Genomic DNA, 13,397 nt, shown 5'->3' on the forward strand with positions numbered 1-13,397 from the left:
GCACGCCGGTGTGCCGATCGTCACGCACTGTCAATCAGAGACGGGCTCGATTACTCCCACCGGCTCACGCTTCTCGGCCTGGAATCTGTCTTCTGTGCGGCCGAATGCCCAGTAGCCCGACAGCGAGAGCTGCGCACGCGTGACGCCGCGTTGCTTGAACACGTCTCGCAACTGCTTCATGGCGCCGCGCTCCCCGTGCGCGAAGACCTGCACTCGTCCTTCGGGCCACGGATGCTGCGACACGGCTTCGGCGAGGAGGGTCGCCTCCCCCGCCGGGCGCTGGCCACGCAGGAGCCAGCGGACGTCGACGCCCTCGGGCGCGCGCAGGTCGAGAACGTCGGCGTCGGAGTAGGTCTCGATGAACGCGACGCCGCGCGCGGACGGGGGAAGAGCATCCAGAGCCGATGCGATAGCCGGAAGGGCCGACTCGTCGCCGACGAGCAGGTGCCAGTCGGCCGAGGGATCGGGCGCGTAGCCTCCGCCTGGGCCGGAGATGACGGCCGCGTCGCCCGGTCGCGCCGCGGCGGCCCAGGGGCCGGCCAGACCCTCGTCACCGTGCACGACGAAATCGATCGAGATGGACTTCTCGACCGTATTCACCTCGCGCACCGTGTACGTGCGGGTCACATCGTGCCCGTCGGAGTCGGTGAAGAGGATCTTGACGTACTTGTCGGTCTTGTCGTTGCTTTCGAATTCGTCGAAACCTGCGCCGCCGAGGACAACTCGAACGAGGTGGGGCGTCAGCCGTTCCGAGCGCAGAACGGTGAGCGCGATCTGCGCGCGAGGCTTACGTGCGCCAGGAGCGGGGGCAGTGACAGACATCGGACAACCTAACTTCGACAGCAAGTTAGGTAAGCCTAACAACAAGACGAGTAGGGCTGTCCCGTTGAACGAACTCAGGGAAGAAGCGCCGTCAGCACGAACCCGTCGCCTCGTACTCCGAGAGGACGGCGACTTTCTCGGCGCTCGCGCTGCTCTCGTCGAAACGGTACGTCAGCCACTCGCGCACGAGGCGCCGCGCGAGTTCGATTCCGATGACACGTTGGCCCATCGTCAGCACCTGGGCGTTATTGCTGAGTATCAGCCGCTCGACAGAGAAGCTGTCATGGGCGACGGATGCGCGAATTCCCGCGACCTTGCCGGCTGCCATGGCGACGCCGATGCCGGTTCCACATAAGAGAAGCGCGCGGTCGGCCTCCCCCGCCGCGATCAGTTCACCCGCCGCCACGCCGATCTTCGGGTAAGGAGTGCGCCCGGTCGAGCCGACGCCGATATCGGTGACGCTCGCGACGAGGTCGCTGGCCTCGAGATCCTTCTTCAGGACCTCCTTGTAGTCGAAACCTGCGTCATCGCACCCGATGACGATGCGGAGCTTGTCAGTCATCTCTCTCCTTCCATGGCGTCGCGGCCGCCGCCATTGAACCGGCCACACCTCTCAAGCATCCGCCAGTCCGCCACCCACGTCGACTTCTCGCGCGCGAATGTCTCGAGAGGACACACTCGCAGTGCACACTGCACCCGCGGCCCGAGACGACGCTTTCTGAGAGTTCCACGGAAGCCCGAGCTTTCGATTGCACTGAGTGCGTCGTTGCACGTAGTGTAACGACCGTGACTACCGAGCCGATCGCTATGGATCGCCGCGCCGAGTTGAAGGCGCGGCACCGTGAGGCGATTCTCGACGCAGCAGACTCGCTGATTCTCGACAAGGGCAAGGCTCGATTCAGCGTCGACGAACTCGCCGATCGCGCCGACATCGCCCGGCGCACCGTTTTCAATCACTTCTCGTCGCTCGACGACGTGATCATGACCAGCTGCACGCGCACACTCAATCGTGCGATCGACGAGTTTCTTACCGTCGCCAGCGTGACGCCGTCGAGCCATGGCAGCCGCGTGCAGCTCTTCGACGAAGTCGCCACAGCGATCCAGGCCATGGATCTGCCTAGCCTCGTCTCCTACTTCTTCGGACTTCTCGACGGCGACGACGCACGCACTCAGAATGCAGACAGCGTCTTCATGCGATCAACAGAAGACCTCACGGTCGAACTCGCCCGCCGCAGTGGCGCCGACGAGTTCGAGGTCGCGATCCTCGTGAGCACGCTCATGAACGGCATCGGCGTGGTTGCTCAGTACTGGATGGTGCAGTCGGGCGGTTCCCTCGACACTGCATCTCGCGACCTGTGGAACAGCCTTCTCCATCGCTTGATCACGATAGTCCGCGACGGATACTCCGCCCCGAGCTGAGTTCCGCCACCCGCTTCCCCTCTTCTTCCCAACGATGCGATGTGAGAGTCCTCCCCCGTCACCGCTCATTTCAGAAAGAAGCTGAGAAACATGGCATCCCTTCTCTACCGACTCGGTCGGTTCTCTGCGCGACGAGCGTGGCTCGTCATCGTTGCGTGGGTGGTGATCCTCGGACTCGCGGGTGGCGCCTTCGCGTTGTTCGGAGGCACCCTCACCTCAGCCGTGAGCATTCCGGGCACGGCTACGCAGAAGGTGAGCGACGAACTCTCGCAGAAGTTCCCGTCTGCCAGCGGAGGACGGGGAACGGTCGTGTTCACGACGACCGACGACTCGGCATTCACCGACGCGCAGAAGACGGCCATCGGAGACTTGCTGACCAACGCGAAGTCGCTGGCCGATGTGAAGTCCACGACCAACCCGTTCGACACGCAGGCGCAGATCGACGCGCAGGCCCAGAAGGTCGCCGACGGTCGCCAGCAGATCGCCGACGGCAAGGCGAAGCTCGACGCCGGTCAGACTCAGCTCGATGCCGCGAAGAGCCAGGCGGCGGCAGGCCAGCAGCAGCTCGACCAGGCGAAGGCTCAGGCCGAAGCCTCCGGCCAACTCGCCGCCGCGCAGGCGCAGCTCGACGCTCAGCAGGCGCAGCTCGACGCGGGTAACGCCGAACTGACGTCGCAGCAGGCCGCGATCGACTCCGGTCGAACAGAGCTCGAAACGCAGAGCGCGACACTCGAAGAGGGTGCGAAGCTGCTCGACCTGGCCTCCAACATCCGCCAGGTCTCGTCTGACGACACAACCGCCGTGGGCACAGTCCAGTTCGACAAGTCGCTCAACCTCGTGCCGTCCGAGGCCAAAGAGGCCGTGGTCGACACGATGAACAACGCCAAGATCGACGGCGTCTCCGTCGAGGTGTCCAACGACATCGCGGCCACTATTCCCGAGGTTCTCGGCCCGGGCGAGATCGCCGGCGTCATCTTCGCCGCCATCGTGCTGTTCGTGATGCTGGGCACGCTGATCGGTGCCAGCCTGCCGCTGATCAACGCGATCATCGGTGTCGGCGTGGGCGTGCTCGTGTCGCTCGCACTGTCGGGCACGGTCACCATGCTCTCGATCACCCCCGTGCTGGGCGTGATGCTGGGGCTCGCGGTCGGAATCGACTACTCGCTGTTCATCCTGAACAGGCACCGAACGCAACTGCGCTCGGGCGCCGAGGTGCAGGAATCCATCGGCCTGGCGAACGGCACCTCCGGCAATGCCGTGGTGTTCGCGGGCTCGACCGTGCTGATCGCACTGCTCGCTCTCAACCTCACGGGAATCCCGTTCCTGGGGCTCATGGGCACCGTGGGCGCGGTCTGCGTCTTCGTCGCCATCCTGATCGCGATCACCCTGACTCCCGCCTTCCTCCGGTTGGCCGGAATGCGCATCCTCACGAAGAAGGCGCGCGCCAAGGTCGGTCACACCGATCACCAGGCACGGGTGCCGAACAAGCCCATGAACATGCTGCGTGCCGCGATCACGGTGGTCGTCGGAATCGCGGTGCTGCTCGTCGTGGCCCTGCCCGCGCTCTCGATGAGACTCGGTCTGCCGGCGGGCTCCTCCGAACCAGTCGATTCGAGCGCTTACAAGGCGTACAAACTGATCGACGACAAGTTCGGGGCCGGTGTCAACGGACCGCTAATCGTCGTGGCCGACCTCGACAAGGCGATCACAGACGACCAGCTCGTGAGCGAGCAGGTGCGCATCGGCACCGCGCTTAAGGGCGAGAACGATGTCGTCGCCGTGGCGCCGATCGGTGCCAGCGATGACGATCTGCTGCTGGCATTCCAGGTGGTTCCGAAGGGGGGCCCCACCAGCGAGTCCACGGAGCAGTTGGTGCGTGACCTTCGGGGCCTCGACATCGACGGCGTGGCCGAACTCGGTGTCGCCGGCAATGCTTCGGGCAATATCGACGTGAGCGAAAAGCTCGCCGACGCTCTGCCCCTCTACCTGACCGTCGTCGTCGGGCTCTCGCTGATCATCCTGATCCTCGTATTCAGGTCGATTCTCGTGCCGATCACCGCGACCGCAGGATTCGTGCTGTCTCTCTTCGCGGCCTTCGGTGGCATCACCGCGGTGTTCCAGTGGGGCTGGCTGGCACCCGTCTTCGGAGTGCACGATCCCGGCCCCATCCTGAGCTTCCTTCCGATCCTCGTCGTCGGCGTTCTGTTCGGGTTGGCGATGGACTACCAGCTGTTCCTCGTGAGCGGCATGCGTGAGTCGTATGCGCATGGCTCGCCGGCCAGACTGGCGGTGCAGCGCGGCGTGCATGCCGGGCGCACGGTCGTCATCGCCGCCGCCCTGATCATGATCAGCGTGTTCGGAGGATTCGTGTTCTCCAACTCGGTCATGATCCAGTCGATCGGTCTGGGCCTCGCTCTCGGTGTGCTGGTCGACGCGTTCATCGTGCGGCTCCTGATCATCCCGGCTGTGATGACCCTGCTCGGCAAGTCGGCCTGGTGGCTGCCGAAGTGGCTCGACCGCATCCTGCCCGATGTCGACGTCGAGGGCGCGTCTCTGCAGCGCAAGCACACGGACGACACCCACGAAGCCCCGCGACCGAAGCACGCCGGGGCGCCCAGCGCCTAGTACCGCACGACGAAGCCCCGCCGCCTCGCCCTCCAGGGCGGGCCGGCGGGGCTTTTTCGTGGGCGCGAAACACTCACCCCATATCCGGCGCGCGACACATTGCTAATCTGAGCCTGTGCCCGCATTTCCGGATCGTCCCGCAACCGAGCGACCGCTCGGCACCCTCACGGCCGCCTGATGGCCAGAACGACCTGGCGCTCGATCCTCAAGGTGTTTCCAACCATCATCCTGGTGGTCGACATCCTCATCCGCATCGGAGCCGTCGTCACGGTTCCTCGCAATCGACGACCGAGTTCGGCGATGGCGTGGCTCCTCGCGATCTTCATCTCCCCCATCCCTGGCAGCCTCCTCTACGTGCTGCTCGGCAGCTCGCGGTTGCCGAAAGACCGACGCGACAAGCAGCGCGAGGTCAACGCGTTCATCCTCGACGCAGCGGGCCCCTTCGACAGCGCCGAATCCACGACGACCGAACCGGCCTGGTTCGGTTCGGTCGTGCACCTCAATCGCACCCTCGGTGCCATGCCGCTCATCGCAGGCAACACGGCCACGCTGCTGCCCGACTACGAAGCATCGATTCAGGCGATGACCGACGCCGTCGCATCGGCAACCCAGTACGTGCACGTCGAGTTCTACATTCTGGGGCGCGACGACACGACCGGGGCGTTCTTCGATGCCTTGAAGTCAGCTCACGAGCGCGGCGTCACGGTGCGGGTGCTCTACGACCACTGGGCGACCATGCGCAATCCGCGCGGACGCTCGACGCGCGCGTGGCTTCGCGAGAGCGGCATCCCGTTCGAGGAGATGCTGCCATTCCGTCCCTGGCAGGGAAACTGGCGTCGACCGGATCTGCGCAATCACCGCAAGATCGTGGTCGTCGACGGGCACATCGCGTTCACGGGATCGCAGAACATGATCGATGCCAGCTACAACAAGCGCGGCAACATCCGGCGTGGCCTCAAGTGGAAAGACCTGATGGTCCGGCTCGAAGGTCCCGCAGCACTGGGGCTGGATGCGCTGTTCGTCACCGATTGGTACAGCGAGACGGGCGACATCGTCGAGGCCGACGACTCACGCGCGGCCCCCCTCAATTCGCCCGACAGCATCGAGTGCCAGGTTGTTCCGAGCGGGCCGGGATTCGACGGAGAGAACAACCTGCGTCTCTTCAACGCCCTGGTCTACGGCGCGCAGGAGCGCCTGATCATCGCGAGCCCCTACTTCGTTCCCGACGATTCGATGCTCTACGCCATCACCACCGCCGCCGAACGCGGCGTCGACGTGCAGCTCTTCGCCTGCGCCGTGGCAGACCAGTACGTCGTGTATCACGCTCAGCGCTCCTACTACGAGACCCTTCTGCGTTCCGGTGTGCGCATCTTTCTCTACCAGGAGCCGACCGTGCTGCACTCGAAGCACTTCACCGTCGACGGCGACGTGGCCGTCGTGGGCTCGAGCAACATGGACATGCGCTCGTTCAGCCTCAACTTCGAGGTCTCTCTGATGGTGCGCAGCGCCTCGTTCGTCGAGCAGTTGCGCGACATCGAAGACGGCTACCGCGAGAAGTCTCGCGAGATCACGCTCGAGCAGTGGATCGCCCGCCCCGCCGTGGCACAGGCTCTCGACACCGTCGCCCGCCTCACGGCGTCGGTGCAGTAGGCCGCCGCGCAGAAGGCACAGTGCAGTAGAACGCCGGCTCAGTTCAGCGGGCCGAGCCGCGCTTCGGCCGCGTCGCGCACGGCGCCGCGGCGAACGAGGGATGCGACGGCCTCGATCTCGGGCGACAGAAAGCGATCCGGCCCCGGCCCCTCGACCTCGCGGCGCACGAGCTCGACCACGGCGGCGGAGCCCGCGCCGGGCACGAGCGGCGTACGCAGATCGAGTGCTCGCGACGCCGTCATGACCTCGATCGCGACCACGCGGCTCAACCCGTCGACCGCAGTGCGGAGCTTGCGCGCCCCCGCCCAGCCCATCGAGACGTGATCCTCCTGCATGGCAGAGGAGGGTATCGAATCGACCGACGACGGCACCGCGAGGCGCTTGAGCTCGGAGACGATGCCGGCCGCCGTGTACTGCGCGATCATGAGCCCGCTGTCGACTCCCGCATCGTGGGCGAGGAACGCGGGGAGCCCGTGGCTGCGGGCTGGGTCGAGCATGCGGTCGGTGCGGCGCTCCGACATGCTCGCCACATCGGCGACGACGATGGCGAGAAAGTCGAGCACATAGGCCACGGGCGCTCCGTGGAAGTTGCCGTTCGATTCGACTCGTCCATCGACGGTGACGACGGGGTTGTCGACCGCGGAGGCGAGTTCTCTGCCGGCGACGCGAGCCGCGTGGTCAATCGTGTCGCGGGCTGCGCCGTGCACCTGGGGCGAGCAGCGCAACGAGTAGGCATCCTGCACCACCGTGTGCGTCGAGGGCCGATGACTCTCGACAATGGGCGACCCGGCGAGCATCGCACGCAGATTCGACGCCGACAGGGCCTGCCCGTGCTGGGGTCGCAGGACCTGCAGATCGGAGGCGAACACGGCATCGGTGCCGAGCAGCGCTTCGACGCTCATCGCTGCGGCGATGTCCGCGCTGGTGAGCAGCATCCGCAGATCGTTGATGGCGAGGCTCAATTGACCCAGCATTCCGTCTGTGCCGTTGATCAGAGCCAGCCCTTCCTTCTCGGCGAGCACGACGGGCTCGATCCCCGCTTCGTCGAGGGCGTCGCCGGCGGACATCGCCACGCCTTGGGCATCGCGCACCTCGCCCTCGCCCATCAGCGCCAGAGCGCAGTGCGCGAGGGGCGCCAGATCGCCCGAGCAGCCAAGCGAGCCGTACTCGCGCACGATCGGGGTGATGCCGGCATTCAACAGCGCGACATAGCTCTCGACGGTCGCGAGTCGAATTCCGGTGCGCCCCGTGAGCAATGTCGAGATGCGCAGCAGCATCAGACTGCGAACCACCTCGCGCTCCACCTCGGCGCCAGAGCCTGCGGCGTGCGATCGCACGAGGCTGCGCTGCAATTGAGCACGCTGCTCGCCGGCGATGAATGTCGAGGCGAGTGCACCGAAGCCCGTCGAGATTCCGTAGTGCGGTGCGGTGTCGACGGCCAGCGCGTCGATGATGGCGCGACTCGCGTCCACGGCGCTCCGGGCCTCGTCGTCGATCTGCACCCGGGCGTCGTAGCGTGCCACGGCCACGACATCGTCGATGCCGATGGCGCCGGTTCCCACCACCACGACGGTCGAGAGCGGCTGTTCGGTCAGAAGCTGCGAGGTCATGAAGCAAGTCGACCGCAGACGGCCGGATCTTCGAGAGCCGAACCCCGCATTGCTGTCTCGTATACGAGACTGTTGACCATGACCATCGACACGGGCGTTCCGGCCGCCAGCGCGACGCTGCGCATCCTCAGCTATCTGGCCGCGCAGAGCAGACCCGTTCCCGCGGCGACTCTGGCATCGAGCCTGTCGCTCCCCCGTTCGTCGGTCTATAAGCTGCTGGGCGTGCTGGTGGATGCCGGATTCGTTCTGCATGTCGCCGAGACCCGGCGTTACGGTCTCGGGATCGCGGCGTTCGAGCTGGGTTCTGGCTTCGCCCGCCAGGAGCCGTTGGCGCGGCTGGGCCATCCGGTGCTGGCGCTCCTTGTCGACCGCATCGCCGAGAGCGCGCACCTCGCCGTGCCTCACGGGCGCGACGTGCTCTACCTGATCGAGGAACGTGCTCCTCGGCGACCGGCGCTCGTCAGCGATGTGGGCGTGCGTCTGCCCGCGCACCTCACGGCGAGCGGACTGGCCATGCTCGCCTCGATGCCCGCAGCCCAGGTGCGAGCGCTCTTCCCCGACGAGAAGGCCTTCGCCAGGCGGGGCAACGTGCGAGGGCCGCGCAGCTACGCGCAGTTGCGGCGGGTACTGACTCAGACACGCGCCCGCGGGTTCGCTATCGAGGACGAGACGATCACCCCCGGCATCGCGTCGATCGCCGTCTCGGTCATCGACCACGCGGCGTGGCCCGCGGCGGCGATAGCGGTGACATTCGACAGAGCATCCCGAGACCCCGCCGACTGGAACGAGCTGGCTGACCAGACGAGGCGATATGCCCGTGAACTCTCACGCCGAATAGGAGGACACCCGGCGTCGGAGTGAATGCGCTCACGGCCTCGCCGTGCGAACCATCCGATCGAAGGTGTCGCGGAGGAGCGCGGCGAGAGGCTCCGTGCTCTCTGCACTCAGCCAGCGACCGATCGAGACACTGAAGACGGTGGCCGTGAGGTGGGCTGCCAGAAGCGCATCCACCGGATCGCTACCTCGCCGCACGAAACCGCTGCGGAGGGCCTCGACCAGCGCAGCCTGGGTGCGCAGCTGCCTCTCGCGCAAGCCGTCGTCTGACTGGATGATCTGCTGGCGCAGGATGTAGTAGCTCTTCTCGCGTGCGAACTGCGCCGAGGCGACGGCGTCGAAGCCGCTCGCAACGATCTGCAGGGGGCCGAGCCCGGTCGGCGCCTCGTCGACGATGCGCGCCGCCTGCTCGGGCACGGCATGCTCGTCGGCGAAGAGAGCGTCGCGCTTGTCGGCGAAGTGACGAAAGAACGTGCGAGTCGACAGTCCCGCACGGGCAGCGATCTCGGGCACGGTAGTCGAGGCGAAACCCTGCTCGACGAACAAATCGAACGCGGCGCGCTCGAGCCGCTCACGCGCATCCGGTTGCCATCGAGTCATAGGACCATTCTAGTGATGACACGCAGTGTCATCACGTGTATTCTGATGTCACTGCATGCCATCACTACATCGAACCAGCGAGGACACCCTCATGCCCACCAATTCAGCCGCCTGGCTCTCCGCGCCCTATGCCGATCTGACCGTCGGCGACGCGCCCTACACCGCCGCCTCTGCAGGCGAGCTGGTCATTCGCAATCGTGCCGTCGCGGTCAACCCGCTCGACGACGTCAAACAGTCCACGGGTGACCTGATGTACTCGTGGCTCCCTCACCCCGCGATTCTGGGCGAAGACGTGGCGGGAGAGGTCGTCGACGTCGGCCCGGGAGTCACCGGGTTCGCCGTCGGTGATCGGGTGATCGCCTACGCCGTGGGCATGGAGAAGAACCGCAACCACGCCGCGGAGGGCGGGTTCCAGCTGTTCACGGTCGTACGCGCCGACCTCGCATCGCCCATCCCCGACGACCTGGCATTCGAGAGCGCCGTCGTGCTGCCCCTCGCCGTCTCGACCGCCGCGTCCGCCCTCTTCCAGGCCGACCAGCTGGGCCTCCGGCATCCCACAACGCACCCTCGTGGAGACGCTCCTCGCGACTGGGTCGTCGTGTGGGGCGGATCGACGAGCGTGGGCAGCAACGCGATCCAACTCGCCGTCGCGGCAGGGTACTCGGTGCTCACCACAGCGTCGCCCCAGAATCACGACCGGATGCGTGAGCTCGGCGCTCAGCACGTCGTCGACTACCGCAGCCCGTCGGCCGTGCGCGAGATCGTCTCCCTGCTCCAGGGCCACCGGCTCGCGGGAGTGTTCGCCATCGGAACGGGATCCGCAGAACCGTCCGTGGCGATCGCCGCGGCACTGGGGTGCAAGCGTGTCGTCCTCGCCAGCCCATCGGTCTCGATGAGCATCCTCCCGCGGCGCCCACGGGCTTGGCTCTCTCTCGCGCGTTTCGGCGCGTTGATGGCGTATCGCATGGGGCTGCTGCAGCTGCGCGGCCTGCGCCACGGAATTCGCGCACGGTTCGTCTGGGGAAGTTCGCTGATGAACAACGAGGTGGGCCCGATGCTCTGGAGCGAGTTCCTTCCACGCGCGCTTGCCGAGGGAAGTTATACCCCCACGCCGCGGGCAGAGATCGTCGGCTCGGGCCTCGCGAGCATCCAGCCTGCCCTCGACGCGCTGCGGCGGGGAGCATCGGCCACCAAATACGTCGTCACGCTGTGACGCGCCCGTGTCAACCGCTCGTCGAGCATTCTGCTTCTCGTTAGCGTGGAGCGATGGGCGCCACACAACTTCTTCTCGTCCGGCACGGCGAGAGCATCGGTAATGCGGCGGCAAGCCGTGCCGAACGAGAAGGCGCCGAGACCATCGACATCGCGATGCGGGATGCCGACGTGCCGCTCAGCGAGACGGGCGAGCGGCAGGCCACGGCCGTCGGCGCATGGCTTCGCGACCTCGATCCTGAGCAACGCCCGACGCGCGCATGGACCTCGCCCTACGTCAGGGCAGCGACCACGGGTCAACGCGCGATTGCGGAGTCGGGCCTCGATCTTCTTCTGCGCGGCGACGAGCGTCTGCGCGACCGCGAGCTCGGCATCACCGATCTGCTCACCACCCGAGGCTTCGAGGCCAGACTTCCGTTCGAGGCAGAGCGGCGTCGCTGGCTCGGCAAGTTCTACTACCGGCCGCCGGGCGGCGAGTCGTGGGCAGACATGACGCTGCGAGCGCGGTCGGTCCTGGCGGACATCGACCTCATCGACGACGGGCAACGGGTCATGATCGTGTGCCACGACGCGATGATCCTCATCCTTCGTTATATCTGCGAGGGCATGACCGAGGCGCAACTGCTCGAGACCTCGCAGCGATCGGCCGTGGCCAACGCCTCGCTCACTCGGCTCTCGCGCCCGAGCGGCTCGGGATTCTGGACGGCTGACAGCGTCAACGACGTATCGCACCTCGCAGACGACGGTGCACCCGTGACCACGCACTCTGGAGGAATGGATGACAGACCGAACCACTGAGCAGAACACCACTCAGCAGGACGCCGAGCGCGTCACCCCGAAGTCGCTCCAGAGGTGGCCGCTGCCGTCGGGTGGCGAGTCCAAGAGCGACCGAGGCAGCGTTCTCATGGTGGGAGGATCGCCCAAGTCGCCGGGCGCCGTGCTGCTCGCCGGGCGCGCGGCTCTGCGCTCGGGCGGAGGCCGTCTCACGCTCGCCCTCGCAGAATCGCGCGCCGCAGCCGCGTCGGCGGCCCTGCCCGAGGCTGGAATCGTGGGCCTGCCCGAAAACTCGTCGGGTCAGCTGGGCGAGGGCGTGGTCTTCGCACTGCGATCCGAGCTCGAAGGCAGCGACGCCCTTCTGATCGGACCCGGCCTGCACAGCGCCGACGAGGCCCGCACCGTGCTCGAGGCGCTGCTCCCCCACGTGCCGAGCTCCACTGGGCTGGTGCTCGACGCGTTCGCGCTCGGAGTGCTGCCGGGTCTCATCGATCACATCGAACCGTTCGCCGGCCGACTGGTGCTCACCCCGAACAAGAAAGAGGCCTCGATCCTCCTCGGCAGATCGCCCGACGATGAGCCCGAAGACGGCGACGTCGACGAGGTCGCGTCACGCTACGGCGCCGTCGTGTCGTGCTTCGACCGCATCTCGGATGCCGACGGCTCGTCGTGGATCGTGACCGAGGGCGGGCCCGGCCTGGGCGTATCGGGCAGCGGCGATGTGCTCGCGGGCTCCATCACCGGCCTCCTCGCTCGCGGACTCGACCCGATCGGCTCGGCCTGCTGGGGAACGTGGGCGCACTCCGAGGCCGGCGACCGGCTCGCTGAGCGTGTGTTCGATACCGGATTCCTCGCATCCGAGATCGCCGACGAACTCACGGCGAGCTTCGCCTCGGCGCAGAGGGAGTCGGATCAGGCGTAGGTGTCGAGCGCGGCGAGAAGTCGGGTGACGGAACCGCCCAGGTTCCAGTCCTTCGACAGACTCTCGAGTTCGTCGCGCTTCGTGCCTGTCACGGGTGTCAGGCGCGCACCGGCCTCGCTGGGCGTGGGAAGCTCGAGGTCGCGAACGACCCTCACGACCTTCGGCGCCACGTCGAGGTAGTCGCTCGCCGCCGTGAGTTTCGACCGCACCGACCCGCTCAACCCGCTGTCGGCATCCTTCGCTGCATCACGCACCGACACGAGCGAGCCGTATTCGGCGAGCAGCGTCGCCGCGGTCTTGTCGCCGACGCCCGAGACACCGGGCAGCCCGTCGGACGTGTCGCCGCGCAGGGTGGCGTAGTCGACGTACTGACTGGGCAGCACCCGGTACTTGCTCACGATCACCTCGTCGGTGACGAGCTCGAGATTCTTCATGCCGCGCGCCGTGTAGATCACCCGCACGTCGTGGGCGTCGTCGACCAGCTGGAACTGATCGCGGTCGCCTGTGACGATGTCGACGGCGTGATCGGCGCGACTGGCATACGTGCCGATCACGTCGTCGGCCTCATGATCCGCCGCCCCGACGATCGCGATTCCTGCGAGGTCGAGAACCTCACGAATGAGCGGGATCTGCGCGGTCAGGCCGGTGGGCACCTCTTCGACGTCGAGCCCATTCACCGCGGTCTCAGCGACCCGCTGAGCCTTGTAGCTCGGGAGCAGATCGACGCGCCAGCTCGGGCGCCAGTTGTCGTCCCAGCAGGCGATGAGGTGGGTGGCCTCGAACTCTGTCGTGAGCCGGGCGATCATGTCGAGCAGCCCCCGGATCGCGTTGACCGGGGTGCCGTCGTCTCGCTTGATGGAGTCGGGCACCCCGTAGAACGCGCGAAAGTACAGCGAGGCGGTGTCGAGGAGCATCAGTCGGTCGGCCAT

At 66.6% G+C, this 13,397-nt stretch carries 12 protein-coding genes; 7 read left to right on the forward strand and 5 right to left on the reverse strand.

Annotated elements, in window-relative coordinates; all coding sequences use genetic code 11:
• Positions 1-30: 30 nt before the first annotated feature.
• Together CCK87_RS09245 and CCK87_RS09250 are read right to left on the reverse strand one after the other, a co-directional pair.
• Complete coding sequence (locus tag CCK87_RS09245) at positions 31-822, reverse strand: siderophore-interacting protein (protein ID WP_086461082.1); 792 nt, start codon at positions 820-822, stop codon at positions 31-33.
• A 91-nt stretch (positions 823-913) separates the two neighbouring features.
• On the reverse strand, positions 914-1,384 hold the full coding sequence (locus tag CCK87_RS09250) for a ribose-5-phosphate isomerase (protein WP_086461083.1): 471 nt from the start codon (positions 1,382-1,384) through the stop codon (positions 914-916).
• 224 nt (positions 1,385-1,608) lie between these two features.
• Between CCK87_RS09250 and CCK87_RS09255 the strand changes: the two genes are divergently transcribed.
• From CCK87_RS09255 to cls, 3 genes are all read left to right on the forward strand, one after another.
• Positions 1,609-2,241, forward strand: a complete 633-nt coding sequence (locus CCK87_RS09255) for a TetR/AcrR family transcriptional regulator (RefSeq protein ID WP_140162800.1) — start codon at positions 1,609-1,611, stop codon at positions 2,239-2,241.
• Positions 2,242-2,331: 90 nt separating this feature from the next.
• Positions 2,332-4,866 carry an MMPL family transporter gene (locus CCK87_RS09260; RefSeq protein WP_086461085.1) on the forward strand — a complete coding sequence of 845 codons (2,535 nt, stop codon included), beginning with the start codon at positions 2,332-2,334 and terminating at the stop codon, positions 4,864-4,866.
• Positions 4,867-5,043: 177 nt separating this feature from the next.
• Positions 5,044-6,516, forward strand: a complete 1,473-nt coding sequence (cls, locus tag CCK87_RS09265; RefSeq protein ID WP_086461086.1) for a cardiolipin synthase — start codon at positions 5,044-5,046, stop codon at positions 6,514-6,516.
• 38 nt (positions 6,517-6,554) lie between these two features.
• Here cls and hutH read toward each other — a convergent pair whose 3' ends face one another.
• The gene (gene hutH / locus CCK87_RS09270) at positions 6,555-8,126 is read right to left on the reverse strand and encodes a histidine ammonia-lyase (RefSeq protein ID WP_086461087.1); all 1,572 of its coding nucleotides are present in this window, start codon (positions 8,124-8,126) and stop codon (positions 6,555-6,557) included.
• Positions 8,127-8,204: 78 nt separating this feature from the next.
• On the opposite strand from hutH, the gene CCK87_RS09275 reads away from it, so the two are divergent.
• A complete protein-coding gene (locus CCK87_RS09275; protein ID WP_086461088.1) occupies positions 8,205-8,987 on the forward strand; it encodes an IclR family transcriptional regulator in 783 nt (260 codons plus the stop codon).
• A 6-nt stretch (positions 8,988-8,993) separates the two neighbouring features.
• Here the strand turns inward: CCK87_RS09275 and CCK87_RS09280 are convergent, their stop codons facing one another.
• On the reverse strand, positions 8,994-9,560 hold the full coding sequence (locus CCK87_RS09280) for a TetR/AcrR family transcriptional regulator (RefSeq protein WP_086461089.1): 567 nt from the start codon (positions 9,558-9,560) through the stop codon (positions 8,994-8,996).
• A 91-nt stretch (positions 9,561-9,651) separates the two neighbouring features.
• Here CCK87_RS09280 and CCK87_RS09285 point away from each other — a divergent pair, with 91 nt between their 5' ends.
• From CCK87_RS09285 to CCK87_RS09295, 3 genes are read left to right on the forward strand one after another with little or no spacing between them, the layout of a single operon-like run.
• Positions 9,652-10,773: a zinc-binding alcohol dehydrogenase family protein gene (locus CCK87_RS09285; protein WP_086461090.1), complete on the forward strand. Its 1,122-nt coding sequence runs from the start codon at positions 9,652-9,654 to the stop codon at positions 10,771-10,773.
• A gap of 53 nt (positions 10,774-10,826) precedes the next feature.
• The gene (locus CCK87_RS09290) at positions 10,827-11,570 is read left to right on the forward strand and encodes a histidine phosphatase family protein (RefSeq protein ID WP_086461091.1); all 744 of its coding nucleotides are present in this window, start codon (positions 10,827-10,829) and stop codon (positions 11,568-11,570) included.
• Positions 11,551-12,468, forward strand: coding sequence for an ADP/ATP-dependent (S)-NAD(P)H-hydrate dehydratase (locus tag CCK87_RS09295; protein WP_086461092.1), 918 nt, complete (start codon positions 11,551-11,553; stop codon positions 12,466-12,468). Before CCK87_RS09290 ends, CCK87_RS09295 begins: the two co-directional genes overlap by 20 nt.
• On the opposite strand, the gene CCK87_RS09300 is transcribed toward CCK87_RS09295, so the two are convergent.
• The gene (locus CCK87_RS09300; RefSeq protein WP_086461093.1) at positions 12,459-13,397 is read right to left on the reverse strand and encodes a 5'-3' exonuclease; all 939 of its coding nucleotides are present in this window, start codon (positions 13,395-13,397) and stop codon (positions 12,459-12,461) included. The two genes, CCK87_RS09295 and CCK87_RS09300, sit on opposite strands and share 10 nt — an antisense overlap.

The organism is Agreia sp. VKM Ac-1783 (assembly GCF_900177765.1).
Classification (GTDB): domain Bacteria; phylum Actinomycetota; class Actinomycetes; order Actinomycetales; family Microbacteriaceae; genus Agreia.